24 protein-coding genes are annotated in these 26,952 nt (G+C 61.5%); 15 read left to right on the top strand and 9 right to left on the bottom strand.

What is annotated here, in order from left to right; translation table 11 throughout:
* The first annotated feature begins 74 nt into the window (after positions 1 to 74).
* The 7 genes from AB5Y71_RS05400 (at position 75) to AB5Y71_RS05370 (ending at position 7,916) form a co-directional block, all read left to right on the top strand.
* Positions 75 to 2,504 (top strand): heavy metal translocating P-type ATPase, encoded by a 2,430-nt coding sequence (locus AB5Y71_RS05400; protein WP_368171152.1) that lies wholly within the window; start codon positions 75 to 77, stop codon positions 2,502 to 2,504.
* A complete protein-coding gene (gene cueR, locus AB5Y71_RS05395) occupies positions 2,505 to 2,894 on the top strand; it encodes a Cu(I)-responsive transcriptional regulator (protein WP_005356117.1) in 390 nt (129 codons plus the stop codon). It abuts the gene before it with no gap.
* Positions 2,895 to 3,021: 127 nt separating this feature from the next.
* Entirely contained in the window at positions 3,022 to 4,176 is a 1,155-nt protein-coding gene (locus tag AB5Y71_RS05390) for a GGDEF domain-containing protein (protein ID WP_005339596.1), read from the top strand.
* Between the two features lie 30 nt (positions 4,177 to 4,206).
* A complete protein-coding gene (locus AB5Y71_RS05385) occupies positions 4,207 to 4,470 on the top strand; it encodes a YihD family protein (RefSeq protein WP_005339598.1) in 264 nt (87 codons plus the stop codon).
* Between the two features lie 155 nt (positions 4,471 to 4,625).
* Positions 4,626 to 6,077 (top strand): cytochrome c oxidase accessory protein CcoG, encoded by a 1,452-nt coding sequence (ccoG, locus tag AB5Y71_RS05380; RefSeq protein ID WP_005357450.1) that lies wholly within the window; start codon positions 4,626 to 4,628, stop codon positions 6,075 to 6,077.
* A gap of 103 nt (positions 6,078 to 6,180) precedes the next feature.
* Complete coding sequence (locus AB5Y71_RS05375) at positions 6,181 to 7,170, top strand: serine/threonine protein kinase (RefSeq protein WP_058058952.1); 990 nt, start codon at positions 6,181 to 6,183, stop codon at positions 7,168 to 7,170.
* Positions 7,171 to 7,307: 137 nt separating this feature from the next.
* Positions 7,308 to 7,916 (top strand): thiol:disulfide interchange protein DsbA/DsbL, encoded by a 609-nt coding sequence (locus AB5Y71_RS05370; RefSeq protein WP_005339604.1) that lies wholly within the window; start codon positions 7,308 to 7,310, stop codon positions 7,914 to 7,916.
* Between the two features lie 73 nt (positions 7,917 to 7,989).
* Here the strand turns inward: AB5Y71_RS05370 and pncB are convergent, their stop codons facing one another.
* Positions 7,990 to 9,168, bottom strand: a complete 1,179-nt coding sequence (gene pncB / locus AB5Y71_RS05365; protein ID WP_139734429.1) for a nicotinate phosphoribosyltransferase — start codon at positions 9,166 to 9,168, stop codon at positions 7,990 to 7,992.
* Between the two features lies 1 nt (position 9,169).
* Positions 9,170 to 9,805 (bottom strand): nicotinamidase, encoded by a 636-nt coding sequence (locus AB5Y71_RS05360; RefSeq protein ID WP_368171151.1) that lies wholly within the window; start codon positions 9,803 to 9,805, stop codon positions 9,170 to 9,172.
* A gap of 74 nt (positions 9,806 to 9,879) precedes the next feature.
* Between AB5Y71_RS05360 and AB5Y71_RS05355 the strand changes: the two genes are divergently transcribed.
* Both AB5Y71_RS05355 and AB5Y71_RS05350 read left to right on the top strand, forming a co-directional pair.
* A complete protein-coding gene (locus AB5Y71_RS05355) occupies positions 9,880 to 10,530 on the top strand; it encodes a DNA mismatch repair protein MutT (RefSeq protein WP_139441124.1) in 651 nt (216 codons plus the stop codon).
* Complete coding sequence (locus AB5Y71_RS05350; RefSeq protein ID WP_368171150.1) at positions 10,527 to 11,033, top strand: DUF523 domain-containing protein; 507 nt, start codon at positions 10,527 to 10,529, stop codon at positions 11,031 to 11,033. The genes AB5Y71_RS05355 and AB5Y71_RS05350 overlap by 4 nt, the downstream gene beginning before the upstream one ends.
* Here AB5Y71_RS05350 and AB5Y71_RS05345 read toward each other — a convergent pair.
* From AB5Y71_RS05345 to AB5Y71_RS05335, 3 genes are all read right to left on the bottom strand, one after another.
* Positions 10,958 to 11,923 carry an acyltransferase gene (locus tag AB5Y71_RS05345; RefSeq protein ID WP_368171149.1) on the bottom strand — a complete coding sequence of 322 codons (966 nt, stop codon included), beginning with the start codon at positions 11,921 to 11,923 and terminating at the stop codon, positions 10,958 to 10,960. The two genes, AB5Y71_RS05350 and AB5Y71_RS05345, sit on opposite strands and share 76 nt — an antisense overlap.
* Positions 11,924 to 11,929: 6 nt before the next feature.
* The gene (locus AB5Y71_RS05340) at positions 11,930 to 12,829 is read right to left on the bottom strand and encodes an acyltransferase (RefSeq protein ID WP_043823224.1); all 900 of its coding nucleotides are present in this window, start codon (positions 12,827 to 12,829) and stop codon (positions 11,930 to 11,932) included.
* 126 nt (positions 12,830 to 12,955) lie between these two features.
* A complete protein-coding gene (locus AB5Y71_RS05335; RefSeq protein WP_368171148.1) occupies positions 12,956 to 14,470 on the bottom strand; it encodes a YifB family Mg chelatase-like AAA ATPase in 1,515 nt (504 codons plus the stop codon).
* A 385-nt stretch (positions 14,471 to 14,855) separates the two neighbouring features.
* Between AB5Y71_RS05335 and ilvG the strand changes: the two genes are divergently transcribed.
* The 6 genes from ilvG to ompA all read left to right on the top strand — a co-directional run bounded on the left by ilvG (position 14,856) and on the right by ompA (position 22,640).
* Positions 14,856 to 16,502, top strand: a complete 1,647-nt coding sequence (ilvG, locus tag AB5Y71_RS05330) for an acetolactate synthase 2 catalytic subunit (RefSeq protein WP_368171147.1) — start codon at positions 14,856 to 14,858, stop codon at positions 16,500 to 16,502.
* Positions 16,499 to 16,777: an acetolactate synthase 2 small subunit gene (ilvM, locus tag AB5Y71_RS05325; RefSeq protein ID WP_139426456.1), complete on the top strand. Its 279-nt coding sequence runs from the start codon at positions 16,499 to 16,501 to the stop codon at positions 16,775 to 16,777. The genes ilvG and ilvM overlap by 4 nt, the downstream gene beginning before the upstream one ends.
* A gap of 12 nt (positions 16,778 to 16,789) precedes the next feature.
* Positions 16,790 to 17,734, top strand: a complete 945-nt coding sequence (locus AB5Y71_RS05320; RefSeq protein ID WP_088870379.1) for a branched-chain amino acid transaminase — start codon at positions 16,790 to 16,792, stop codon at positions 17,732 to 17,734.
* A 144-nt stretch (positions 17,735 to 17,878) separates the two neighbouring features.
* Positions 17,879 to 19,720: a dihydroxy-acid dehydratase gene (gene ilvD / locus AB5Y71_RS05315; protein WP_368171146.1), complete on the top strand. Its 1,842-nt coding sequence runs from the start codon at positions 17,879 to 17,881 to the stop codon at positions 19,718 to 19,720.
* Between the two features lie 3 nt (positions 19,721 to 19,723).
* Positions 19,724 to 21,244 carry a threonine ammonia-lyase, biosynthetic gene (gene ilvA / locus AB5Y71_RS05310; RefSeq protein ID WP_368171145.1) on the top strand — a complete coding sequence of 507 codons (1,521 nt, stop codon included), beginning with the start codon at positions 19,724 to 19,726 and terminating at the stop codon, positions 21,242 to 21,244.
* Positions 21,245 to 21,545: 301 nt separating this feature from the next.
* A complete protein-coding gene (gene ompA / locus AB5Y71_RS05305) occupies positions 21,546 to 22,640 on the top strand; it encodes a porin OmpA (RefSeq protein ID WP_236322644.1) in 1,095 nt (364 codons plus the stop codon).
* Positions 22,641 to 22,719: 79 nt separating this feature from the next.
* Here the strand turns inward: ompA and AB5Y71_RS05300 are convergent, their stop codons facing one another.
* From AB5Y71_RS05300 to AB5Y71_RS05285, 4 genes are all read right to left on the bottom strand, one after another.
* The gene (locus AB5Y71_RS05300) at positions 22,720 to 23,829 is read right to left on the bottom strand and encodes a YeeE/YedE family protein (RefSeq protein WP_368171144.1); all 1,110 of its coding nucleotides are present in this window, start codon (positions 23,827 to 23,829) and stop codon (positions 22,720 to 22,722) included.
* A gap of 122 nt (positions 23,830 to 23,951) precedes the next feature.
* Positions 23,952 to 25,571 (bottom strand): methyl-accepting chemotaxis protein, encoded by a 1,620-nt coding sequence (locus AB5Y71_RS05295; protein WP_368171143.1) that lies wholly within the window; start codon positions 25,569 to 25,571, stop codon positions 23,952 to 23,954.
* Positions 25,572 to 25,751: 180 nt separating this feature from the next.
* Positions 25,752 to 26,648, bottom strand: coding sequence for an EamA family transporter RarD (gene rarD, locus AB5Y71_RS05290; protein ID WP_368171142.1), 897 nt, complete (start codon positions 26,646 to 26,648; stop codon positions 25,752 to 25,754).
* A 125-nt stretch (positions 26,649 to 26,773) separates the two neighbouring features.
* A complete protein-coding gene (locus AB5Y71_RS05285) occupies positions 26,774 to 26,944 on the bottom strand; it encodes a hypothetical protein (RefSeq protein ID WP_005341999.1) in 171 nt (56 codons plus the stop codon).
* Positions 26,945 to 26,952: the final 8 nt, after the last annotated feature.

Here is a 26,952-nt window from a genome sequence, read left to right as displayed (position 1 = left end):
CTTGCCCTTACAGTAAAGGTTAGGGTTTGCCAGTCGGCGTTTTGTTGTGCCGACGGGTTCCGGGGAGGAACAACATGACCACTCATCTTCAATCACCCATTCATCTGCAGTTGCCGCTCAGCGGCATGAGCTGCGCCAACTGCGCAGGCCGCATCGCGACCGCCCTCAACAAGCTTGAAGGGGTCGAGGCCACAGTCAACTTCGCGCTGGAGCAGGCGGCCATCGAGCTGGCCAGCCCCGATCGCCTGCCTGCGGTGCTCGACAGCATCAAGAGTCAGGGTTACGACTACGGCAGCGAGACCTTTTTGTTCCAAATTACCGGCATGACTTGTGCCGGTTGTTCGGCTCGGTTGAACAAGATGCTGGCCGCGCTGCCCGGCGTTATCTCGGCCGAGGTCAATTTCTCTATCGAACAGGCCCGCATCGTGCTGGTCCCCGGGATGCAGACGCCCGCCGCTTTGCGCGAGCAGATCGAAGCGCTCGGCTTTGGCGCCCAGCTGGCACAAGGCTCGGCCAGCGGCCGCCGCCAGCAGTTGCTGGAGCGGGAAGCGCAGGAGGCCGCCACAGCCCGTCAGGCTCAAACCCGGGTCATCGTCTCGGCTTTGCTGACGTTGCCGCTGCTGGTGGGGATGCTGGCCATGGCCGGACTGTTCCCCTGGCATCTACCCGCCTGGCTGGAGCTGCTGCTCGCCACCCCGGTGCAGTTCTGGGTAGGCAGACGCTTCTATCGCGGTGCCTGGCTCGCCATCAAGAACCGCGCAGCCAATATGGATGTGCTGGTGGCCACCGGCACCAGTGCGGCCTACTTCTACAGCCTCTATCTGCTGCTGACGTTGGGGATGGCCGCCAGCGGCAAGCTCTACTTCGAAGCTAGCGCCATCATCATTACCCTGATTTCGTTGGGAAAACTGCTGGAGGCGAGAGCCCGCCGCAGCACCCAGTCCGCCATTCGCGAACTGATGGCGCTGCGGCCGGAAACCGCCACCGTCTGGCGTGGCGAGAACTGGCAAAGCGTCGCCATCGACGAGGTGCTGCGCGGCGATCGGCTGCGGGTGCTGGTGGGCGAGCGGGTGCCGGTGGATGGCAAAATCGTGAGCGGCGCCAGCGAACTGGACGAATCGATCCTCACCGGCGAGAGCCTGCCGGTACCGCGCAATGTGGGCGACAAGGTGCTGGGTGGAGCTATCAACCGCTCCGGCGTGCTGGAGATCGAAGCCACGACCGTGGGGGAGGATTCCAGCCTCAGCAAGATCATCGCGCTGGTGGAGAGTGCCCAGATGGGCAAGGCACCGCTGCAGCAGCTGGTGGACAAGGTCTCCGCCGTGTTCGTGCCGGTGGTGATGGCCATCGCCCTGTTCACCCTGCTGGTGTGGTACGCCATCAGCAACGACTTCGGTCAGGCCCTGCTGGCAGCGGTGGCGGTGCTGGTGATCGCCTGCCCCTGTGCGCTGGGGCTGGCAACGCCTGCGGCCATCGTCACCGGTACCGGCGTGGCGGCGCGCCACGGCATTCTGATCAAGGATGTGGATACCCTGCAGAAGGCCCACGCCATCAAGGCGCTGATCTTCGACAAGACCGGCACCCTGACTCAGGGCAAGCCGGTGCTGGCCAGCTGGAGCGGCAATGACGAGCAGTTGCATCTGGCCGCCGCCCTGCAGCAGGCGAGCGAACACCCGCTGGCACTGGCGATGCGGGAGGCCGTCGGCACAGAAGTGGCGTTGCCCCAGCCGGAGGCAGTGGAGGTGCGGGTCGGGGCCGGTATTGTCGGTCAGGTGGCGGGCCACAGGGTCGCCATCGGTAATGGCTCCCTGCTGGCCCAGCTCGAGATTGAAATGCCGCAACAGGATGAACAAGCCGCCGATGGGGCGACCCGGGTTTGGGTGGCCATCGACGGCGTGGTGGCTGGTATCGCGGCGCTGGCCGATACCCTGCGCCCCGAGAGTCCGGAAGCCATCGCCACCCTGCGTCAGCGCGGCATCGCCAGCTGGCTGGTGAGTGGCGACGCGCCGGCCCCCGTGGCCCATATCGCTGCCAAGCTGGGACTGGACGGAGCCTTTGACTCCGTGCTGCCAGCGGGCAAGGTGGAGAAAGTGGAGGCGCTGCGGGCGCAAACCCGCGGGCTGGTGGCCATGGTGGGGGATGGAGTGAACGATGCCCCGGCGCTGGCGGCGGCGGATGTCGGCATCGCCATGGGCTCCGGCTCCGATGTGGCGATGGAGACTGCTTCCATCACCCTGATGCGATCCGACCCGCGGCTGGTGGCCGATGCCATCGATATCTCGGCGGCGACCTGGCGCACCATACAGCAGAATCTGTTCTGGGCCTTTGTGTTCAACATCATCGGTATTCCGCTGGCGGCACTGGGCTACCTGAGCCCCGAGCTGGCGGGGGCGGCCATGGCCCTGAGCAGCATTACCGTTTTGAGCAATTCCCTGTTATTGAAACGCTGGCAGCCCAGGGCGGCGCACGGGCCAGCATCCAACCCGATCAGTAAGGAGGCATAAATGAATATCAGCAAGGTTGCCAAGGCCACTGGGCTGACCGCCAAGACCATCCGTTATTACGAGAGCATTGGCCTCATCACAGCCCCGGTACGCAGTGACAACGGCTATCGCAGTTACACCGAGGGGGCGTTGCGGGAGTTGCGTTTCGTCAAGCGGGCGCGGGAGACCGGCTTCAATCTGGAGGAGTGTCAGGAGCTGCTGGCGCTCTATCGTGACGAACACAGAACCAGCGCCCAGGTGAAGAAGCTGGCGCAGGAGAAGATCGTCGATCTGCGGGCTCGCATCGCCGGCTTGCAGGCCATGCTTACCTCCCTGGAAGGGCTGGTCTGCTGCTGCCACGGGGATGAAAATCCCGAGTGCCCGATCCTCGACGAATTGGAGAAGGGGTGAGCAAGGACTCACCTGCCAGCGCAGAAGAAATCGTTATTGATTGATTAACTTCTTAATAAGCGGCGCTTTATTGTTGCGGGTCAGGGGGTAATGGTAGACTGCTCGGCTCTTGTACAGGAGTACTCAGTTGACCCAGAGTGTGACACGCCAGGTTAAGCAGGCCATTATGGCCCAGCTCTATACCCATGCATCGTTCAGTCTCCCCTGTTTGGGCGTGTTGGCATTTGGCTGGAGTCTGCTGTTTCACGACTATCTACCCGCCATCGAAGCGCTCGGTTGGCTGGCAGGCACTTTCCTGTGGCTGCTGGGGCGGGGCTGGCACCTGCGTTGGCGCCGAGCCCGCCTGCACCAGACACCGCTGCCGGTGCTGGAGCGGGAGCTCTTTATCGGAGCCACCATCACCTCCATCATCTGGGCCCTCGGGGTACTGCTCTACATGGACAAGCTGCCCGATACCTACCGGGCCGCCATGATGATGCTCTCCAGCCTCATTCTTACCGGTAGCGCCATCATGCTGTTTGGCAGCCGCCGCACCCTCTATGGTTCCGCCCTGCCGCTGGGTATGGCGATGCTGTTCGAGCTGGGCAATGGCAACGAGCAGGAGCGGATCGTCTCCTGCATGCTGGCGGGCTATCTGTTTGTCTTTCTGCCGACCCTGTTGCGCCGGATGCGGCGGGATCAGATCGCCTCGCTCCACCACCGTTTCTCCAACGCCGAACTGGTGGCCGAACTGAAGGCGGTCTCCGAGCATTTGCGTCTCACCTCCCGCCTCGACGGCCTGACCGGTATCGCCAACCGCGCCCATCTCGACGACTCTCTGGAACGGGCCTGGCGGCGCTGCCATCGTGCCCGGGCGCCGCTGTCGCTGGTGCTGGTGGATGTGGATTACTTCAAGCAGTTCAACGATCTCTACGGCCATCAGCTGGGGGATGACTGTTTGCAACAGGTGGCGGGGCTGCTGGCCGAGGTGGAGCGGCGCGAGGACGATCTGGCGGCCCGTTACGGGGGCGAAGAGTTTGCCTTGCTGCTGCCCTGCACCGGCATGCAGGGGGCATTGCAGGTGGCCGACAATGTGCGGCAGGCGCTCAAGGAGCTGGCCATCCCGCACCAGAAGTCACTGGTCTCCGGTCGGGTCACATGTAGTTTTGGTGTTGCGACACTGATACCGGACAACAGCATGAAAATCGCCGATTTGATCCAAAAAGCGGATGCGGCACTCTATCAGGCCAAGCATAATGGGCGGGATCGAATCGAAGTAGCCTTGATGGGTAAGGTTGCCTGAATTTAACGTGACAGATTAAAGAGGTTGTCTATGCAATGTCATCGTATCGAAGAGCTGCTGGAGTTGTTGCAGCCTGCCTGGATCAAGGAACAGGATCTCAGCCTGGTGCAGTTTGTTGCCAAACTGGCCCAAGAAGCGGGATTTGAAGGGCCTCTGTCCGAGCTGACCGACGACATGCTGATCTATCACCTCAAGATGCGGGAATCCGACAAGCAGGCGATGATCCCCGGTCTGGCCAAGGATCATGTGCCCGATTTCAAAGAGGCACTGCTCAAGGCTCGCGGAATCAAATGAATCTTTAGCGGAAGCGCATCACCTCGGGGTGATGCGCTTTTTTGTTGCCGAAAATTGCGATCCAACCCCAATATTAGATACATCTAATCCACACAATTAGCATGCTGTTTAAGATATAATCCGCTCCATAACAAATAAGGGAGCGATGTCTTGCAATGGCCGACCACGATAAAATCGATATCAAGGACGTCACCGACAAGGGCGTAACCGGGACCTTCAACCCCAATACGTTCAAAGCCAGCGACGACAGATTCAACCCGGGTAACCGCATCTATGTGCGGGCCCAGAAAGGGTATTGGCAGCGGATGCGCAAGGCCATGGGCTGGTTCTTTGTGGCGCTGTTCGTGCTGCTGCCCTGGCTGCGTTACGACGGGCGACAGGCGGTGCTGTTCGACCTCGGTCACCAGCAGTTCCATATCTTTGGCGCCACCATCTGGCCGCAGGATCTGACCCTGCTCGCCTGGCTCTTCATGATCGCCGCCTTCGGACTCTTCTTTATTACCACCTTCCTCGGCCGGGTCTGGTGTGGCTATCTCTGCCCGCAGACGGTCTGGACCTTCATGTTCATCTGGTTTGAAGAGAAGCTGGAAGGGCCCGCCAACAAGCGGCGCAAGCTGGACGAGGCACCCTGGAGCGGCGAGAAGCTGGCCCGCAAGGGAGCCAAGCATCTGGCCTGGCTGGCGATCTCGCTGGTGACCGGCCTGACCTTCGTCGCCTACTTCCAGGATGTAACTGAACTGGTGCCGGACCTCTTCACTCTGCAGGCCAGCGGATGGGTGCTGTTCTGGGTGATCTTCTTCACCATCATCACCTACGGCAATGCAGGCTGGATGCGTGCCATCATGTGTATCCACATGTGCCCCTATGCCCGCTTCCAGTCCGCCATGTTCGACAAGGACACCTTCATCGTCGGCTATGACACCAAGCGTGGCGAGACCCGTGGCGCCCGCTCCCGCAAGGCGGATCCCAAGGCGATGGGGCTGGGCGACTGTATTGACTGCGATCTCTGCGTGCAGGTCTGCCCGACCGGTATCGATATCCGCGACGGCCTGCAGTACGAGTGCATCAACTGCGGTGCCTGCGTCGATGCCTGCGACCAGACCATGGAGCGGATGGGCTACCCGAAAGGGCTCATCAGTTACACCACAGAGCACAAGCTGGCCAACGACTCCACCCATGTGGCGCGGCCCAAGTTGATCGGTTACGGGCTGGTGATGGCGGTGATGCTGGGGGTATTTGTCTACAACGCCATGTCCATCATGCCGATGGGGCTCGATATCCTGCGGGATCGCAACCAGCTGTTCCGCGAAAACAGCGAGGGGCTTATCGAGAACACCTACACCCTCAAGATCCTCAACAAGACCCTGCAGTCCCAGACCTACCAACTGGATGTGGAGGGCTTGCCCGAGTATCAGTGGTTCGGCCCCCGTGAAGTGACCCTGAAGGCGGGCGAGATCTACACCCTGCCGGTCAGTCTGGCGGTCGATCCCTACAACCTGAAACGGCCGGCGCTGGATATCCAGTTCGTGCTGAAACGGGAGGGGGCGGCGCCCGATGACAGCAAGGGCAACCTGCGCCAGGGCAGCAAGTTTATCAGCCGGTTGTAACTGCGTGTGGCTGCGGGCCGGGCGTGACACCAGTCCGGTCACCAGCGAGCACGGCAATGGCGGGTAGTAGTGATAGAATGGGGCGCAACGGCGCCCCTTTCTTATGGTGGATGACATGCGTTTCAACTATTCCGACCTCAATCCCGACCTCATCATGGATGCGCTCGATCTCAGTGGCCTGCGGCTCGACTCCGGCCTTATCGAGCTCAACAGCTACGAAAACCGGGTCTATCAGTTTCAGGATGAGGATCGTCGCCGCTATGTGGTGAAGTTCTACCGTCCCGGCCGCTGGAGCCGGGCCCAGATCCTCGAAGAGCACGAGTTTGCCACCCGTCTCGCGGAGGCTGAGATCCCGGTCGCCGCACCGCTCGCCTTCGCGGGCGAGACCCTGCTGGAGCACGAGGGCTACCCCTTTGCCATCTGGCAGAGCGTCGGTGGCCGCCAGTTCGAGGTGGATAATCTCGACCAGCTTGAGTGGGTGGGGCGTTTCCTCGGCCGCATTCATCAGATCGGTGCCAGCAAGCCGTTCCACCATCGGGTGCGACTCGATGTGGAGAGCATGCTGCATGAACCGCGTCAGCTGCTGGCGTCTGGCGAATGGCTGCCAAGCGGGCTGGCGAAGCAATTCTTCGGGGTGCTGGACGAGCTGATCAAGCATGTCAGCGACGCCATGACCCTGGATGTGGCGCAGATCTCCCTGCATGGCGATTGCCACCCGGGCAACATCCTGTGGCGCGATGGCCCCATGTTTGTCGACCTCGATGATTGCCGCACCGGCCCCGCGATTCAGGATCTCTGGATGATGCTGAGCGGCGAGCGCCACGAGCAGCAGATCCAGCTCGACACTCTGCTGGCGGGCTACGAGGAGTTTATGGAGTTCGACTCACGGGAGCTGGCGCTGATCGAGCCGCTGCGGGCGATGCGCATCGTTCACTACATGGCGTGGCTGGCGCGGCGCTGGGAAGATCCCGCCTTCCCCCGTCACTTCCCTTGGTTCAATACCGATCACTACTGGCGTCAACAGATAGCGACACTGCACGATCAGCTGGAGGCGCTGAAGGCACCGCCGTTAACCCTGATGCCAAACTGGTGAAATAGAAGGGATCTTGCGCGGCAAGGGGGACTCGATCTCCGGCCCTGACCATTGACGTCAGCATGGCGAAACAATAGGCTTGGCACTGCTTCGGTTCGCCGGGCGTGCCTCACAGTGATCCCTTAACAGGAAACATCATGAAAAAAGTTCTATTTTTCCTTGCTGCCATGCTGATGATCCCCATGGTTCACGCCGCCCCCGAGTTCAAGGAAGGCGTCAACTACGATGTGGTCAAACAGACTGGCAGTGCCCAGCCGGAAGTGATGGAGTTTTTCTCCTACTACTGCCCGCACTGCGCCACCTTCGAACCGATCGTTGAACAGTTGAAGGCCGGGTTGCCTGAGGGTGTGCCCCTCAAGAAGAACCCGGTTGCTTTCCTCGGTCGCGAGATGGGCCCCGAGATGCAGCGTGCCTATGCCGTTGCCAGCCTGCTCAATGCCGAAGCCAAGCTGACTCCGGCTATCTTCACCAAGATCCACACCCAACGTCAGCCGCCGATGAGCCGTGACGATGTGAAGAAGATCTTCGTGGACAACGGCGTACCGGCTGAAGAGTTCGACGGTGCCGTCGACAGCTTCGCCGTCTCCGGCATGGTCTCCCAGTTCGATCGCAACACCGAGAGCTACAACATTCGCGGTGTACCGGCCTTCCTGGTGAACGGCAAGTACATGGTGAAGATTGAATCCATCACCTCTCAAGAGCAGTTCAACAAGCTGGTGCAGTTCCTGCTGGCCAAGAAAGACTGATACCTTTTGAGTTGATTAAAAAAGCCCGCCGGTGTGAACCGGCGGGCTTTTTGTTTTCTGATTGTCGGGAAGATCAGACCCCGACGTGGAACGCCTGTTTGAGGTTGCGGATAAACTCCGCATCCCGGCAGAGAGTCTTGCCCGGGCTGTCGGAGATCTTGGCAACCGGGCCGCCATTGCACTCGATCAGCTTGAAGACGATGTTCATCGGGTTGACACCGGGCAGATCGCAGGTGAGCTTGGTGCCGATGCCGAAACTGGTGTTGATGCGGCCACGGAAGTGGCGGAACAGCTGCACCGCCTTGTCGAGGTTGAGCCCGTCGGAGAAGACCAGGGTCTTGTCGGTGGGGTCGATGCCGAGCCGCTGATAGTGGCTGATCGCCTTCTCGCCCCACACCACGGGATCGCCAGAGTCGTGGCGCAAGCCCTGATAGCTGCTGGCCAGCTCGAAGTCGAAGTCCCGCAGGAAGGCATCCATGGTGATGCAGTCGGTCAGGGCGATACCGAGATGGTCGGTGAACTCGTCCAGCCAGCTGGTGAGGGCTGCGCGCTGGCTGTGCTCCAGCGGGAAGCCAAGCTGCTGGTGCGCCTGGAACCACTCATGGGCCTGGGTGCCGACCGCGGGCAGCTTGTACTTCTGGGCCAGCATGTAGTTGCTGGTGCCGCGAAACGCCGGCAGCCGCTCCTTGAGGCGACCCACTACCGCATCCTGTACCGCGTGAGAGAAGCGGCGGCGGGTGCCGAAGTCGATGAGGTTAAACTCGCTCATCTCGTCGCTGCTCAGCTCCTTCTCCAGCTTGTCGATCTTCTGATCGAGCCGCTCCAGCGCGTGGCTGACGCCGAACTGGGGGTAGCGGAAGCGGTTGCGCATCTCGCTGATGATGGCGAGCACCGGGATTTCCCACAGGATCACATCCTGCCAGGGGCCCTCGACCCGCACATTGATGCGGCCATCCTGCTCGAACACCTTGAGCAGGGAGGCGTCGAGCGGCTTGCGGCGCAGGTGGTCGAGGTAGTCAGGGGTGAAGAAGGGGCGCTCGGCCAGAAAATCGAGCTCTGGCCTGGTCAGTCGCAGGGAACCGGCGAGGCGCAGTTGCTCCTCGATCTGCCCCATCATGGGCAGCAGATCCTCTTCATTGCGGCTGTGAAACTCGGCCACCACCTCGGCATCCGGATAGCGATGGAACACCGCCTGCTGCATATGCAGCTTGTAGGCATCGGTGTCGAGCAGGCTGGTGAGGATTGGGGGCATATCAGGCGTCCAGCAGGCGTTGTACATCGATCAGGGTTTGGGCCAGTTCGGCGCCAGCCTCGATCATCTGGGTGTGGGCGCTGGCAACCGTCTCGGGGGCGATGCCACGGCAGGCATCGAGATGGACGATCACCCGGAAACCGGCGCGGCGCAGTTGCAGCACGCTGGTTTTGACACAGTAGTCGGTGGCAAGGCCGCCGACCAGTACGGTATCGACCATGCGGGCTTGCAGGAATTCGATGAGTCCGGTGCTGCGCCGTTCGGCCAGGTCGTGGAAGCAGGTGCCGTAGGGATGGAGATCCGGCTCGACCCCCTTCCAGACGAAGAAGTCATAGTCGATGGGGGCGGGCAGGCCGTCGAGCAGCTCGAACCCCTTGCTGCCCGGTACGCAGTGCACCGGCCAGGTGAGGTCGGCGTTGGGCAGATCCAGCGGCAGCAGCATGCCTGCGGGATCAGAAACGGCCCAGTCGGCATTGGCAGGGTGAGAGTCTTTGCTGCCGATCCGCAGCGTGGCGAGGGTGGCCTGAGCGTTGAGCGCAGCCACAATATCATCACCGCCCGCGACGGGCAGTTCGTTCGGGCAGAGGGGGGTAAAGCCCTTCTGCGCATCAATATCCAGGCTGGCGACGGTTCCCATGATTGGCTCCTGCACATACTATTCGTGTGATATTATCTACCAAACATTAATGGAAGGCGAGCAGGGCGATCGGCATGCTGAGAATGAGTCTGGATATGGTGGTGCTGCGGTTGCATGAGGAGCGGCTCGAGCTGCTCCTCGAGACCCGCGATCGCTCCCCCTTTGCCCACTGCTGGCAACTGCCTGCGCTGCGCATCGACGAGACCCGGGATCGGGATCTGGATGCCGCCCAGCGCCGTCTGCTGGCGGAGTGGGGGCTCGGTCACTGCTACAGCGAGCAGGTCTGCACCCTCGGCAATCTGGAGCGGGATCCCCGCGGCTGGTCCACGACCCTGGTCTATCTCTGTCTGGTCGATCCGGAAGTGGAGGCGATCCACGGTTGCTGGCATCCGCTCGCCAACCTGCCGGGGCTGAGCCTCGCCTTCGACCATGTCCAGCTCATCGCCAAGGGGTTGGAGCGGCTGCGGATCAAGAGCCGCTACAGCACCCTGCCGCTGCAACTGCTGGGGCCCGAGTTCACCCTATCCGAGGTGCAGCGCGCCTTCGAAATCATCCTGCAAACACCCATGAATACGGCGGCATTTCGCAAGCGGATCCATCGCGCCGACATTCTTGTAGACACCGGCCGCAAGCGCACCGGCAAACAGCGCCCCGCCATTCTCTACCGATTGGAGAGCCCCTGCTGCGTGATGTTCGATCAGGTGATGCATGGAGCGGAAGCATGAGTGAGACCGGCGTGCACAAGGTGCTGGTGAGTGCCTGCTTGCTGGGTCAGCCGGTGCGTTACGACGGTCAGAGCAAGGGGATCGTCAGCGACTGGCTGAGTGCGCTGGGAGCCGAAGGACGGGCGCTGGCCTTTTGCCCCGAAGTGGCGGGAGGTTTGCTGACCCCGCGCCCTCCTGCCGAGCGGCAGGGCGAGCGCGTAGTGACGGCGAGCGGACTGGATGTGACTGAAGAGTTTGATCGCGGCGCCGAGCTGGCGTTGGAAATCTGTCAGACGCAGGGCATTCGCTTCGCCCTGCTGAAAGAGGGGAGTCCCTCATGTGGCAGCGGCCGTATCTATAACGGCCGCTTCGAAGGTGTTTCTGTTGCGGGCGAGGGCAAGACCACCGCCCTGCTGCGCCGCCACGGGATTGCTATCTTTTCTGAAGATCAGTTGGCCGAGTTGGCTTCTGCGCTCTCTTTGGATTCCTCCCCGGATTTGGCGGTAACCGGCAGCGGTGACTGACCGCTCTGCCACCCGTCCAGCACCTCGTCCTTCTCCTGCCAGCGCTGGTTTAGCCACTCCTGAAAACCGCGCTTGAACTGCTTGTCGTTGAAGTAATCTCCTATCAGCTGTTCATTCACCGGCAGCTCCTCAATCCGCACCTGAATGCGTTTTACCCGTCCCATCAGGAAGTCCTTGAACGGGGTCTCGGCGTTGTCCGGATAGCGGATAGTGACGTTGATCAGGCTGTCAAACTGCTCGCCCATGGCTGCCAGCGTAAAGGCCAGCCCCGCCGCTTTGGGTGGCATCAGGTGGCGATAGCGGGAGCGGGCAGCATCCCGTTTCTGCTCGGTGAAGCGGGTCCCTTCCACGAAATTGATGACGGTAGTGGGGATATGGCGAAACTTCTCGCAGGCATTGCGGGTGGTCTCGATATCCTTGCCGCGCAGGTGCGGGTTCTTCAGCAAAAACTCCCGTGAGTAGCGACGCATAAAGGGCATATCGAGCCCCCAGCAGGCGAGCCCCAGCAGCGGGATGTAGATGAGCTCGTGCTTCATGAAGAACTTGGGCACCGGCAGCCGGTCGCGGAACAGGTGGCCGAGCACCACGATATCGGTCCAGCTCATATGGTTGCTGATGATGAGATACCAGCCATCCTTGCGCAGCTTGGTATTGTCCTCCACCTGCCAGTCAATGCGGGTGGTGAGGCGGATCACCAGCGCATTGCAGGCTAGCCACAGTCTCATGAAGCGGTTGTTGAGGCGGCTGCAGGCGCGGCCAAAGGCCGGGATCGGCAGTACTAGTTTGGCCAGCGACACCAGCAGGATCAGGCTGGCGCACAAGGCGGTGAAAAGGATGGTCAGGCCCGCGCTGATGATCAGCACCAGCGGGCCGGGAAGCAGGGATAGCATGAATGTTTACTGCGCCTTGGTTGCCAGCAGTTGGCTCAGGGTCTGGTCCTTTTCGTGCCAGATCCCGTTCAACCACTGTTGAAACTCTTGTTGGAACTCGGGGTCATTGAAGTAATCCCCCACCAGCTTGCGGTCGATCGGCAAATAGCGGACCTGAACCTTGATTTGCCCGACCCGGCCACACATGAAGTCCCAGTAGCTGGGGATGCCGTCCGGATAGGCGATGGTGACATCCACCAGTTGATGCAACTGATCACCCATGGCGGCCAGAGTAAAGGCGATGCCCCCCGCTTTCGGGAGCAGCAGATGACGATAGGGCGAGCCCTGCTTCTGATGCTTGCTGCCGGTGAAGCGGGTGCCTTCGACGAAGTTCATCACACTCACCGGAATGTGGCGGAACCTGGCGCAGGCCTTACGGGTCGTTTCAATGTCTTTTCCCTTCAGATGGGGATGTTTTTCCAGAAATTTTCTGGAATATCGCCGCATGAAGGGGAAGTCGAGCGCCCACCATGCCAGACCGAGAAAAGGTACCCAAATCAGCTCTTTCTTGAGGAAAAACTTCAGGAAGGGGATTTTTTGGTTAAAAACCCGCTGCAGTACCAGTATGTCGACCCAGGATTGATGGTTGGCAATCACCATATACCACTCATTCCGGCGCCCTTTGTCCACTCCGACCACCTCGAAAGGGGTTTTGATGATGGTTTTCTGGATCAGATTGTTGAAACCGATCCAGCAGCTGGCACAGCCATCCAGCAGCCAGTTGCAGAGGGTGCGCCACCCCTTGAGGGGGAGCAGGAGCTTGAGCAGACCCAGCGAAAAGATGGGGACAAACCAGAAGAGGGTGTTGAAAAAATAGAGCAGGGTGGAGAGGCTGCCGCGCAGTCGCTCTGTCAGCTTGTTGGGCATGAGTCGGGTCCGTCTTGCTGTCGATAAAGGGCCATCAAGTGGTCAGATCTGTGGCCATAATATCAGCCGATTGCCCGTGAGACCATTCAGAGCCTTTACGGGGTCGGACTCACCCTTTCCCTTCTGTCAGCTGCTGCGCAGTCGCGACAGCAGCCTGTCCATGGCGCGATAACCGAGCGCCTCGATAAGATGCTCCTTGCCGATGGCGGGTTGCCCGGCCAGATCGGCGATGGTGCGTGACACCCGCAGGATGCGATGCCAGGCCCGGATACTGAGCCCCAGCTTCTGGATGGCGTTCTCCAAAAATTCGGCATCTTGCGGTGATAAGCGGCAAATATCCTCTATCTCACGGCTATCCAGCAGGTTGTTGAGCTTGCCGTTACGGCTCAGCATCCGCTCTCGCGCCGCCAGTACCCGATCGCGGATCTGCTGACTAGACTCCCCCCGCTCCGCCTTGCCGGTCAGGCTCCCCTTGGGTAGCAGTGGCACTTCCACAGTCAGATCGAAGCGGTCGAGAAAGGGGCCGGAGAGCTTGCCGAGGTAGCGCAAGATCTGATCCGGGCTGGAGCGGGTCTGGCCGTCACCATAGTGGCCGCAGGGGCTGGGGTTCATGGCGCCGACCAGCTGGAAGCGAGCGGGAAAATCCACCTGACGGGCGGCCCGACTGATGGTGATGTGGCCCGTCTCCAGCGGCTCGCGCAGGGAGTCGAGCACCTTGCGCTCGAACTCGGGCAATTCATCCAGAAACAGCACCCCGTTGTGGGCCAGCGAAATTTCGCCGGGCCGCGGGTGGCTGCCACCGCCCACCAGCGCCACCGCCGAGGCACTGTGGTGGGGCGTGCGATAGGGTCTGTGGTGCCAGTGACCGGCGCGCGGGGTGAGGCCGCCGATGGAGTGGATGGCGGCGGTCTGCTGCGCCTCCTGCTCGCTCAGCGGCGGCAGAATGCCGGGGAGGCGGCTCGCCAGCATGCTCTTGCCGGTACCGGGTGGGCCGATGAACAGCAGGTTGTGGCTGCCGGCGGCGGCGATCTCCAGTGCCCGCTTGGCCTGTGACTGGCCGATCACATCCTGCAGGTCCGGCACATCGGGCAGACTCTGCGCGCTTTGGGGATCCGGCAGCGGCAGTTCGTACTGACCGGCCAGCCAGGCGGTGACGGCCAGCAGTTGGTGGGCGGTGCGCACCTCGGCATCCTGAATAAGGGAGGCTTCCGGGCCGTTCTCCCGCGGTACCAGCAGAGTGCGCCCCGCATCCCGGCAGGCGAGCACGGCGGGCAGCACCCCGAGCACGGGGCGAATTTCGCCGGTAAGGGCCAACTCCCCCAAAAATTCATGATCGAGCAGATATTTTGCCGGTATCTGCTTGGAAGCAGCGAGAATACCGATGGCGATGGCCAGATCAAAACGGCCCCCCTCCTTGGGTAGATCGGCGGGGGCCAGATTTACTGTGATGTGTTTGCTCGGGAACTCGAAATTGCCGTTGAGCAGGGCGCTGCGCACCCGATCCCGCGACTCCTTCACCGAGGTTTCCGGCAGGCCGACCATGTTGAAGGCGGGCAGGCCGTTGGAGAGGTGAACTTCCACTGTAACTTGCGGGGCCGCGATCCCGAGGCTGGCACGGCTATAAACCACAGCTAATGACATAAATCCCGTCCTTGAGTTGATATATGTTCTGACTAACTGCTTGTTGTTGGTTTTTTATTCCAGAGTTCCGGCTGAGGAATAGCCAAAATCAGTGGGTTGTCACAGAAAAAAGGCTTGCCCAATAAAAATCACCGTGCTAGTTCTAATAGCCATTCGCGGTAGAAACCGCCCCAATATTCACAGGACTTCCGGTTGTAACTATGAACATGGCCTCCCGTTTCGTCAGCATTATTGTGGTCCTAGTGGTGATTATTATCTCACCGCTCGGGGCTCGTTTAGCTGCACGGAACAAGGGATAGACCCACTACCGGACAGAACGAAACAAGCGACCCCCGAGCCTCACAGCTCGGGGGTTTTTTTTCGACCAAAGGACAGGATTTTCCACATGAACGGCGCGCAGTTTTTGGTACAGGCTCTCAAGAAACAGGGTGTGACCCAGGTGTTTGGTTACCCGGGCGGAGCCATCATGCCGGTCTACGACGCCCTGTATGACGGGGGTCTGGCCCATCAGCTCTGCCGCCACGAGCAGGGCGCCGCCATGGCGGCGGTGGGCTATGCCCGCGCCTCCGGTCAGGTGGGCGTCTGCATCGCCACTTCGGGCCCGGGCGCCACCAATCTGGTGACCGGTCTGGCGGAGGCGCTGCTCGATTCTGTGCCGCTGGTGGCCATCAGTGGTCAGGTGCCCTGTTCCGCCATCGGTACCGATGCGTTTCAGGAGGTCGATGTGCTCGGCATGTCCCTCTCCTGTACCAAGCACTCCTTCATGGTGACCGATGCCGCCGATCTGGGGCGCGTACTGGCAGAGGCTTTCGCCATCGCCACCGAAGGGCGCCCGGGTCCGGTACTCATCGACTTTCCCAAGGATGTGCAGCTCGCCGCCGTGCCAACCCAGAGCCCGCTGTTTACGGTGGAAGAGCCAGAGGCGCTCAATCCCTCAGAGTTGAACGCTGCTCGCACTCTGATCGCCGCTGCCGAGCGCCCGGTGCTCTACGTCGGTGGCGGGGTGGGCATGGCCAATGCCGAGCAGCAGCTGCGCGACTTTGCCGCCGTCACCGGCATGCCTGCGGTTACCACCCTCAAGGGGATTGGCGCGCTCGACCCCGATAGCCCCGTTTATCTGGGCATGCTCGGCATGCACGGCACCAAGGCGGCCAACTATGCGGTGCAGCAGTGCGACTTGCTGCTGGTAGTGGGCGCCCGTTTCGATGATCGGGTGACTGGCAAGCTGGAGGAGTTTGCCCCCGAGGCGAAAGTGATCCATCTCGATGTGGACGCCGCCGAGTTCGGCAAGCGCCGCGCCGCCGAGGTGGGTATCACTACGGATCTCAAGCTGGTGCTGCCGCGCCTCGCCATGTCCCTCTCGATCGCCCCCTGGCGTGAACACTGCGCCGCCATGGCCCGCGAATATGCGTTTCGCTATGACCATCCGGGTCAGGCCATCTATGCCCCGGCGCTGCTCAAGCAGCTTTCTGCCCGGCTGCCGGAGAGCAGCGTGGTCGCCTGCGACGTGGGTCAGCACCAGATGTGGGTGGCCCAGCACATGCGTTTTACCAGCCCGCGCAACCACCTCTCCAGTGCCGGTCTCGGCACCATGGGGTTCGGTCTGCCTGCCGCCATCGGCGCCAAAATGTCGCGCCCGGATGACGAGGTGGTGCTGGTGAGCGGTGATGGCTCTTTCATGATGAATGTGCAGGAGCTCGGCACCATCCGCCGCGCCCAGCTCAAGGTGAAGATGGTGCTGCTGGATAACCAGCGTCTCGGCATGGTGCGCCAGTGGCAGGAGCTGTTCTTCGATGGCCGCTACAGCGAGACCATCCTCTCCGACAACCCCGATTTCGTCGCGCTGGCTGCCGCTTTCGGCATTCCGGGCGAGACCATCACATGCAAGGAGCAGATAGCCGGTGCCCTCGATCGCCTGCTGGCCTGTGAAGGCGCCTATCTGCTGCATGTGGCTATTTCAGAGGAAGAAAACGTCTGGCCCCTGGTTCCGCCGGGAGTCGCCAACCACAAGATGATGGAGCAACGCCCATGAACCCGCACACCCTTGCACAGCCAGCATTTGTACAGCACACCCTGCATATTCACGCCCAGCCCAGACCCGAAGTGATGGAGCGGGTGCTGCGGGTGGTGCGTCACCGCGGCTTTAATCTCTGCGCATTGAATATGGAGCAGGATTGCCAACAGCTGCGGATCACGGTTACTGTCGAGTCGGTGCGTCCCATCCAGCAGTTGTGGAGCCAGCTGGTCAAGCTGGTGGACGTCTCCCGGGTCGATGCACTGGAACAGCAACCCCGGATCAGAGCTTAAGGAGCAAAGCCAATGTCACAGCCTTCCCAATCCGCCACTCACCCACAATACATCTGGTTCAACGGCAAACTGGTGCCCTGGCAAGATGCTCAGGTACACGTCATGAGCCACGCCCTGCACTATGGCTCCTCGGTGTTCGAAGGGGTGCGTGCCTACGATACCCCCAAGGGTACCTGCATCTTCCGCCTGCAGGAGCACACCCGTCGCCTGTTCGACTCCGCCAAGATCTACTGGATGGACGTGCCTTACAGCGAGTCTGACGTGAATGAAGCCTGCCGCACCGTGGTGCGCGAGAACGGCCTGAAGAGCGGCTATCTGCGCCCGCTGGCCTTTGTCGGCAACGTGGGGCTGGGGCTGCATCCGCCGCTGGATGCCAAGGCTGACCTGATGGTGGCGGCCCTGCCGTGGGGCGCCTATCTGGGGGAAGAGGGGCTGAAGAACGGGGTCGATGTGTGCGTCACCTCATGGAACCGGCTCGCCCCCAACACCATTCCCACCGGCGCCAAGGCGGGCGGCAACTACCTCTCTTCCCAGCTGATCAGCCGCGAGGCCAAACGCAACGGCTTCGCCGAGGGGCTGGCGCTGGATGTTAACGGCTACCTGAGCGAAGGGGCGGGTGAGAACCTGTTTCTGGTGAAGAACGGTGTGCTGTTCACCCCGCCCGCTACTGCCGCCATCCTGCCCGGTATCACCCGCGACACCATCATGACGCTGGCCCGCGATCTCGGTTACGAGGTGCGCGAGCAGGCGCTGCCCCGCGAGGCGCTGTACGTGGCGGACGAGATCTTCATGACCGGCACGGCCGCCGAGGTGACCCCGGTGCGCTCCGTCGATCGGATGAAGGTGGGCGCTGGCAGTCGTGGTCCGGTGACCGAGCAGCTGCAAAATGCCTTCTTCGGCCTGTTCAACGGCCAGACCGAGGACAAGTGGGGCTGGCTGACGCCAGTCAACGACTGATAAGAGAGGGGAGGCGCCATGCCTCCCCGAGTCGCTTCCGGTGAGAGCTTCCTAGAGGAGTCTTCACCAGGGTCGATTCCGATCCACTCGTATCATCACCGCATAACGCATCGAGCCCATATGGGCATTCAGGGAGTAGAGACAATGCCGAAGTTGAGATCCGCCACCACCACCCACGGACGTAACATGGCCGGGGCCCGCGCCCTGTGGCGTGCCACCGGAATGACCGATCAGGATTTCGGCAAACCCATCATCGCCGTGGTCAACTCCTTCACCCAGTTTGTGCCGGGCCACGTCCACCTCAAGGATCTGGGCCAGCTGGTGGCGCGCGAAATCGAAGCCGCAGGCGGCGTGGCCAAGGAGTTCAACACCATCGCCGTGGATGACGGCATCGCCATGGGCCACGGCGGCATGCTTTATTCCCTACCATCGCGGGAGCTGATTGCCGACTCGGTGGAGTACATGGTCAACGCCCACTGCGCCGACGCCATGGTCTGCATCTCCAACTGTGACAAGATCACCCCGGGGATGCTGATGGCAGCCCTGCGTATCAATATCCCGGTTATTTTCGTCTCCGGCGGCCCGATGGAAGCGGGCAAGACCAAGCTTTCCGACCAGATCATCAAGCTGGATCTGGTAGACGCCATGATCCAGGGTGCCGATCCCAAGGTCTCCGATGCCCAGAGCGATCAGATCGAGCGCAGCGCTTGCCCCACCTGCGGCTCCTGCTCCGGCATGTTTACCGCCAATTCCATGAACTGTCTGACCGAGGCGCTCGGTCTCTCCCAGCCGGGCAATGGCTCCATGCTGGCGACCCACAGCGATCGCGAGCAGCTGTTCAAGCTGGCGGGTCAGCGCATCGTGACCCTGGCCAAGCGCTGGTATGAGCAGGATGACGAGAGCGCGCTGCCGCGCAATATTGCCAACAAGGCTGCGTTCGAAAACGCCATGGCGCTCGACATCGCTATGGGCGGCTCCACCAATACCGTGCTGCACCTGCTGGCGGCGGCACAAGAGGCCGGTGTCGACTTCACCATGGCCGATATCGACCGCATGTCCCGCAAGGTGCCGCAGCTCTGCAAGGTGGCGCCCTCTACCCAGAAATACCATATGGAAGATGTGCACCGCGCCGGTGGCGTGGTCGCCATTCTGGGCCAGCTGGAAAAAGCGGGTCTGGTGCATGGCGATACCCGTACCGTGCTGGGTTGCTCCCTCGTCGAACAGCTCAATGAATATGACGTCAGCCGCCAGCCGAGTCAGGAGGTGGTGGACTTCTACCGCGCTGGCCCGGCCGGCATCCGCACCACCAAGGCGTTCAGTCAGGATTGCCGCTGGCCGGAGCTGGATCTGGACCGCGCCGAAGGCTGCATCCGCTCGCTGGAAAATGCCTACAGCCAGGAGGGCGGCCTGGCGGTGCTCTCAGGTAACCTCGCGGTCAACGGCGCCATCGTCAAGACTGCCGGGGTGGATGAGGAGAACCTCACCTTCCGTGGCCCGGCCCGGGTATTCGAGAGTCAGGAGAGCGCGGTGAACGGCATCCTCGACGGTACCGTGAAAGCGGGCGAGGTGGTTGTGATCCGCTATGAAGGGCCGAAAGGGGGCCCCGGCATGCAGGAGATGCTCTACCCCACCACTTATCTCAAGTCCATGGGGCTCGGCAAGGCGTGCGCCCTGATCACCGATGGCCGCTTCTCTGGCGGTACCTCGGGCCTCTCCATCGGCCACGTCTCGCCGGAAGCAGCCTCTGGCGGCACCATAGGTCTGGTGGAGGATGGCGACATCATCAGCATCAACATCCCGGCCCGCAGCATGGTGCTGGAGGTGGCCGACAGCGTGCTGGCTGCCCGCCGTGTCGCCGTGGAAGCCCGTGGCTGGAAGCCGCTCGATCGTCAGCGTCAGGTCTCCTTTGCCCTGCGCGCCTACGCCATGTTCGCCACCAGCGCCGACAAGGGCGCGGTGCGTGATCGCTCAATGCTGGGGGAATAAATCATGGTCTCTGCGGCGGATTATCTACGCAAGGTGTTGCTCTCCCCCGTCTATGAGGCGGCGCGGGTGACCCCCCTGCAAACCTTGAAGAAACTTTCCGAGCGACTCGGCAACCATGTCAGCCTGAAGCGGGAGGATCTGCAACCGGTCCACTCCTTCAAGCTGCGCGGCGCATACCACAAGATCGCTACCCTGACCGAGGAGCAGAAGGCGCGCGGCGTCATCGCCGCCTCTGCTGGCAACCACGCGCAGGGGGTCGCCCTGTCGGCCGCCAAGCTCGGCATCAAGGCGATCATCGTGATGCCCAAGACCACGCCGGACATCAAGATCGACGCGGTGCGCCGGCAGGGCGGCAACGTCATGCTGTTTGGCAACAGCTTCGATGAGGCTTATGGCGAGAGTCGCCGCCTCGCTGAATTGGAAGGCTACACCCTGATCCCGCCGTTTGACGACGTTGAGGTGATCGCCGGGCAGGGCACCATCGGCAAGGAGCTGCTGGAGCAGGATACCCACCTCACCCACGTGTTCGTGCCGGTGGGCGGCGGCGGGTTGGCCGCCGGGGTGGCGGTCTATATCAAGCAACTGCTGCCGGATGTGAAGGTGATCGGGGTGGAGGCTGAAGGATCCGCCTGTCTCAAGGCAGCCATGGCTGCTGGCGAGCCGGTCAATCTGGAGCGGGTCTCGCTGTTTGCGGACGGGGTGGCGGTCAAGCGCATCGGTGAGGAGACCTTCCGCCTCTGCAACCAGTATCTGGACGAGGTGGTGACCGTTTCCAACGATCAGATCTGCGCCGCACTGAAAGACATCTTCGACGACTGCCGCGCCATTGCCGAGCCGTCGGGCGCCCTGTCGCTGGCGGGCCTCAAGGCCTACAGCGAGCGGGAGCAGGTCAGGGGTGGCCGGATGGCAGCCATTCTGTCCGGTGCCAACGTCAACTTCCACAGCCTGCGCTACGTGTCGGAGCGCTGCGAGATTGGCGAGAAGCGCGAGGGCATGCTGGCGGTGACCATCCCCGAGCGCAAGGGGGCCTTCCTCGACTTCTGCCGTCAGCTCGGGCCGCGCATGGTGACCGAGTTCAACTATCGCTATGCGGATGCCGAGCAGGCGTCGCTGTTCGTCTCGGTGCGCCTCACCGGTGGTGATGAAGAGCTGGGCCAGATCATCGATCAGCTCGGCGGCAACGGCTACCCGGTGGTCAACATGACCGAGAGCGAGCTGGCCAAGAACCACGTGCGTTACATGATTGGCGGCCGCCCGGCCCGGCCCCTCGGTGAACGGCTCTATAGCTTCAAGTTTCCGGAGCAGCCTGGCGCTTTGATGCGCTTTCTCGAGACCCTCGGCTGTCGCTGGAACATCAGCCTGTTCCACTACCGCAACCACGGTGCCGACTACGGCCGGGTGCTCTGTGCCTTCGAACTGCCGGACGATGACGTGGCCGCCTTCCACGACTATCTGCGCGAGATTGGTTACGGCTGGAAAGAGGTGAGCGACGACCCCGCCTACCGGCTGTTCCTGGCCAGTTGAGCAAGGGGGCTGCAACAACTCACCGGGAGGGAGGCATTATGCCTCCCTTTTCTATTGCTGCGTGCGGATAGGTCCACTCCGTACGACGCAACGTCATGGTTTAACTGGCAAAACAGTGTGAATAGGTACACAGGTGATTTTTACGCCGGATATTGCTGGCAAGCTCACACTCCTGATGGCTTGGTCATTTGAGGCTGCGTTCGGATGGGATACCCTGAATAGCGGAGAGGCCGCCTGACGGCTTCACACAGGGAAAGTGCGCACTCAGGCGCCCATAACGACTTATTGCAGAGGCGAAAATATGAATAAATCCATGCTTGCCGTATTGGTCAGTGGTTTGCTGGCGGCCGGAGCCGTGCAGGCCGCCGCTCAGGACAATACCTGGTATGTCGGTGGCAAGGCCGGTTGGTCCAATTACTATGGCGTTGACCACAACCAGTATGCCGAGTCGATTGCCCAGACGTTGGGTAATACCAGTGAGAACACGGATGATCTGGGTCTGGGTCTGTTCGCCGGTTACCAGCTCAACCCCAATCTGGGCTTCGAGCTGGGTTATGACTGGCTTGGCAAATACGACACCACTTCGGGCACTGGCGCCAATACCCTCAAGACCGAAGCCAAGAGCCAGATGATTCAGGCCACCATGAAGATCAGCTTCCCGGCAACGAATGTGCTCGATCTTTATGGCCGACTGGGCGGTGCTTATGCCTGGACGGATAGCGAGATCAGCTTCGCCAATACCAGCGAGACCGGTAAAAAGCATGGCGCCGCCTTCGTTGGTGCGCTGGGTGCCGAATATGCCATCGATCGTGACTGGGCCGCCCGTCTGGAGTACCAGTACACCACGCCGCTGGGAGATGCCTCTCTCGATCGCTCCGGTATCGAGATGGATAACGGCCTGATCTCGTTCGGGATGCTCTATCGCTTCGGTCAGCAAGGTGGCGAGGTCGCTGCACCGGCGCCCGCTCCGGCAGCCGAACCGGCACCTGTAGCCGTGGTGGAGCCCAAGACCTTCAGTCTGAGTTCCGATGTGCTGTTCGAGTTCAACAAGGCGACCCTGAAACCGGCTGCCAATCAGGCGCTCGATGCCCTGTTCAGCCAGATTGTGGCGGCCAATCCGAAAGATGGTGTCGCAACTGTCATCGGTTATACCGACCGCATTGGTTCCGACAACTACAACCTGGCCCTCTCCGAGAAGCGGGCCCAGAGCGTGGCCAGCTATCTGGTATCCAAAGGCTTGTATGCCGACAAGGTACGGGTCGAGGGGCGTGGCAAGTCCAATCCGGTCACTGGCAACAGCTGTGCCAGCCGCTCCAAGCAAGAGCTGATCGCCTGTCTGGCACCGGATCGTCGGGTGGAAATTCATCTGGAAGGGGTTTCCCAGCCTGTCCAATAAGCAGAGCGACGGGAGCGATAAATGTTAAAACGGGAGGCCTGGCCTCCCGTTTCTTATGAGGTGTTTACGATGTCGAGCCTCAGAGCCCGAACAGCGGGCGCAGGCGAATGCCGATGAGGCTGCCTGCGAGGGCCATCAGCATCCAGACCCAGCCGTGCAGGCTGCCAGAGGCGGTGCCATCGAAGAAGCCGCCGAGGTTGCAGGCGGCGTACATGGCGCCCATCCCCATCAGCAGACCGCCGATGATTGAGGCCAGACTGTTGCCGAGTCGCATCGGGGCGAAGTTGCCGCCACCGCTCAAACAGCGCGCCAGCATGGCCCCCAGAATGCCGAGCCAGAACATGCCGACCATGGGATTGATGAAGAGTGGCTGGGCCAGCTTGGGGTTGCCCTCGAACAGGCCGAACAGGGAGGCGCCGCGCAGCGCCATGTCATAGACGGCGCCGGTGATGGTCCAGGCCGAGCCGTGCAGGGCGACGACAGTGGAGTTGAGTATGGCGATGATGATGCCGCCGGTCAGCACGGTAAAGCGGCCATCGCGCCAGAACAGATTGCCGCCGCTGAAGAGGGGCTTGAGCTCGCCGGTGCGCTTGAGTTCGCTCTTGCGAAACAGCAGGAACAGCGAGGCGACCAGCGCCAAGTTGAGCAGCATGCCGCTCCAGATGTTGCCGGTCAAATCCTTGGCCAGCACCACATGGCTGGAGAAGGTGGCCTCCAGTTCGGGGCGGAACTGGTTGCTGATGAGGGTGCCGATGCCGTAGCAGATCAGCACCAGCCAGAAGCGGGGTTGCCCCTCGCCGCAGCAATAAAGAGTGCCGGTGGCGCAGACGCCTGCCAGCTGCATGCCGATGCCGAACAGGAAGGCACCGATGATGAAGGGAATGCCGATAGCCATCACGTTACCCACCATGGCATCGCCAAACAGGGCGTGGCTAAAGGAGAGGAAGGTGGTGAACAGCAGAATTTCGATGGCGATGGTGAGTAGGTGAACCCGCACGTAGTAGCTGTTGCGCTTGGTCAGCATTTCGCGCCAACCGAATACGATGCCGAAGCGACTGAAGGAGAGGGTGAAGCCGAAGCCGAATCCGATCAGGGCCATCAGAGCCCATTTCATACCAAAGGTGTTGCCAAGCCAGAGTAACGCTCCCCCCGCGATTACCACGATGGGGAGCGACCATTTTCGAGTCATGTCAGTTGATCCTTGCAGTTGGTTTTTAGAGGGGTGGATCCTATTCCCTCATGGAGTCTAATGCTACCCATTTAACCAGTGCAGAGAAAAAGGGGAGCGCTGACTCCCGTCAGCGCCGGGGATCAATGGCGGGTGGTGTCGAGATGGAAGTGGTGAGTCTGCCTGGTCAGGATGCGGGCGTGTTGGGCGACCATGGTCGCCTCTTCGGCGGCCTGACTGGCGCTCTGGTTGGCCTCGGCCGCCAACCGCGACATCTCCCCGACCTGATGGTGGATCCCTTGTATCAGCCGGGTCTCATCGCTCATCAACTGATCGACCTGAGCGATGCGCTGGTTGATCTCCTCGCAGCTCTGCGCGATCCGGGCGACGCTCTGGCGCGCTGTCATCGTGTGAGTGACCGCTTGTTCGACCCGTGCCAGTTCGGTATCCATCTCGCTGGCGGCGCGCAGACTGACATCCTGGATCTTGCCGATGATGGTGTTGATCTCGGTGGTGGCGCTGCCGGTGCGGGTCGCCAGCGAGCGCACTTCATCGGCCACCACGGCAAAACCGCGTCCCTGTTCAGCTGTCCGTGCCGCTTCAATGGCCGCGTTCAGCGCCAGCAGATTCGTCTGCTCCGCAATATCGTGAATGGCGCCCGCCAGCCCGGCAATCTGCTGCGAGAGGCCAGCCAGATCCGAAATGGTATGGGAGACCTGCTTCACGCCCGTGACTTGCTCCCCGATCACCTGTTCCACGGTGTGGATGGCGAGTGTCGCCTCTTGTGCCCGCTCTGCTGACTGCAGGGTTTGCTCCCCCACCTGATGCAGCTGGCTACCCGCCTGTTCAATGGAGTGGGTGAGCTGTTCGATGGCCTGTTCGATATGGTGGGCCGCCCCGACCTGTGCCTGACTGTCATCGGTGTGCCGTTGTGCCATGGCGGTCAGGCTGGTTGCGCGATCATCCAGCGTACTGGCGCTGCGCTGCAGTGACTCCACCAGGGTTGCCAGCTGGTCACGCATAGTCCCGATCTGGCGGATCAACTCGCCGATGGCGTCGAGGCCCGGCTCCGGCATGGGGCGGTTCAACTCCCCTTCGGCGATGGCGGCGGTGGCTTTGCCTGCGGCCAGCAGCCGCTGTTGGGTGGGGCGTCCCAGCCAGAAGATGAGCCCGGCCCCCAGCAGTGCGGCGCACAACAGCAGTCCGTAGCAGAGTCGGGTGGTGTTGGCGAGATGGGCCATCTGCTCGGCGGCATACTCGTTGCCGCGGATGACGGTGGCGTCCACCCCTAGCCGGTGGGCGTTATAGAGGGTGTGCAGGCGCGTCGCAATCGTGCCCGCCTGCGCCAGATCCCCCGCCTTGATGGCGGGGACAAACCTGTCGTTGAGCAACTGCCAGAACAGCTCCCCCTGCACTTTTTGCTCCCCCAGCAGCAGCTCCCTGAGGGGCTCGTTCAGGCTGCTCTCTTGCCAGAAGCGGTTGCGGCTCTCGAACTCTTGCTGCAGCCGGGCGAGGGTTTGCAGCAGGGCCTCCCGCTCCTCCGGTTTGGCATGGAGCAGGGTGTAGACCTGCAACTGGGATTCGATGAGGTAGAGGGGCGGCGGCAGAATATCGGCTACCACATCCTTCCCCTGTCCCATCTGATCGGCTGCGCTCCGGACCGAATAAAGCCCAAAAAAGCTGATGGAGATCAGCGTGATAATGACCATGATCCCCAGAATCTGACCAAAAAGCAGGGATCTGTCGTGAATGTGCTTGAGCATGTTGCCTCCATTCGGCTCCGTTCATGGATAGCATAGCTCTCTGGCGGGATAGTGAGACTCGGATGTGGTCTGTTGATGGCGAGTCGGCTCTGGAGAAGGGGAAGTCGCAGTCTGAAAACCGCCGGTGGCACGAAAAAGAACCCCGGCTGATGAGCCGGGGTCGATGGTGGTGAGGCGGTGTCAGGTTCGGCTTGGCGCGGCTTTGCCGCTGCGCAGCCCATCCAGACTGAACAGCACCAGCGCACTCCAGATGCAGGCAAAGGTGAGCAGTTTGTCCATCGCCAGCGCTTCCCCATAGAGGGTGACCGCGAGGATGAACATCAGGCTGGGGCCTATGTACTGGAAGAAGCCCAGGGTGGAGAGCTTGAGCCTGGTCGCGGCGGCAGTGAAGCAGAGCAGGGGGGCCGTGGTGACGGCGCCTGCGGCGATCAGCAGCAGGTTGAGTTGCCAATCGTTCTGGGTGAGATGGCTGGTGGGGCTGTCGGCAAAGCCCCACAGATAGATGGCAGCTGGCGGCAGCATGATCATGGTTTCGATCAGCAGACCGGTGAGGGCATCGAGGGCCAGTTTTTTGCGCACCAGCCCATAGATGGCAAAGCTCGACGCCAGCACCAGCGCAATCCAGGGCAAGGAGCCAAAGGCGATAAGCTGGATCGCCACCCCGGCAAAGGCCAGCGCCACCGCCCACCACTGCAGGCGGCGCAGCTTCTCGCTCAGAAACACCATTCCCAACAGTACGTTGAACAGCGGGTTGATGTAGTAGCCGAGGCTGGCATCCAGCATATGGCCGTTGTTGATGGCCCAGATGAACAGCAGCCAGTTGCCGCCGACGGTAACCGAGGTAAACGCCAGGGTGAGCAACACTTTTGGCTGGCGTAGCACCGCCTGCACCTTGTGCCACTGGCGTCCTGCCAGGGTGAGTGCCATCAGCAGCACGCAGGACCAGATCATCCGGTGGGTCAGGATCTCGGCAGCCGGGACGGCAGAGATGGTCTTGAAATAGATGGGGGCTATGCCCCAAAGGGTATAGGCGCACAGGGCGTAGATGATGCCCTGACGCTGGATCTGTTGCGGCATGCGGATGACCTTTACTGAAGCGTTGGATGCGGGAAAACATCGCAAAAAATCAGTGTAGCGATCCTTTTGCGGGGAAAGAAGCGAATAAACGAAGTTTGAGGGATAGGAGGAGGGTGACTGGCCGGTCAGCCTTTACCGCGGCGGATCTTGTCGACGTCCATCAACAGCCACAACATCAGGGCGATGGCTGAGATCCAGGGGCCCCAGGTCACGTAGGCCTCGCCGTGCCCCAGCACGAAGAACAGCAGGGGCAAACCGATCACCAGAAAAAGTACGCTTCCCAGAAAAAATAGCATTTTTGTCT

Source organism: Aeromonas sp. R9-2 (assembly GCF_040908025.1).
Taxonomy (GTDB): Bacteria; Pseudomonadota; Gammaproteobacteria; order Enterobacterales; family Aeromonadaceae; genus Aeromonas; species Aeromonas veronii.
This window is presented reverse-complemented; position numbering and strand designations above follow the sequence as displayed.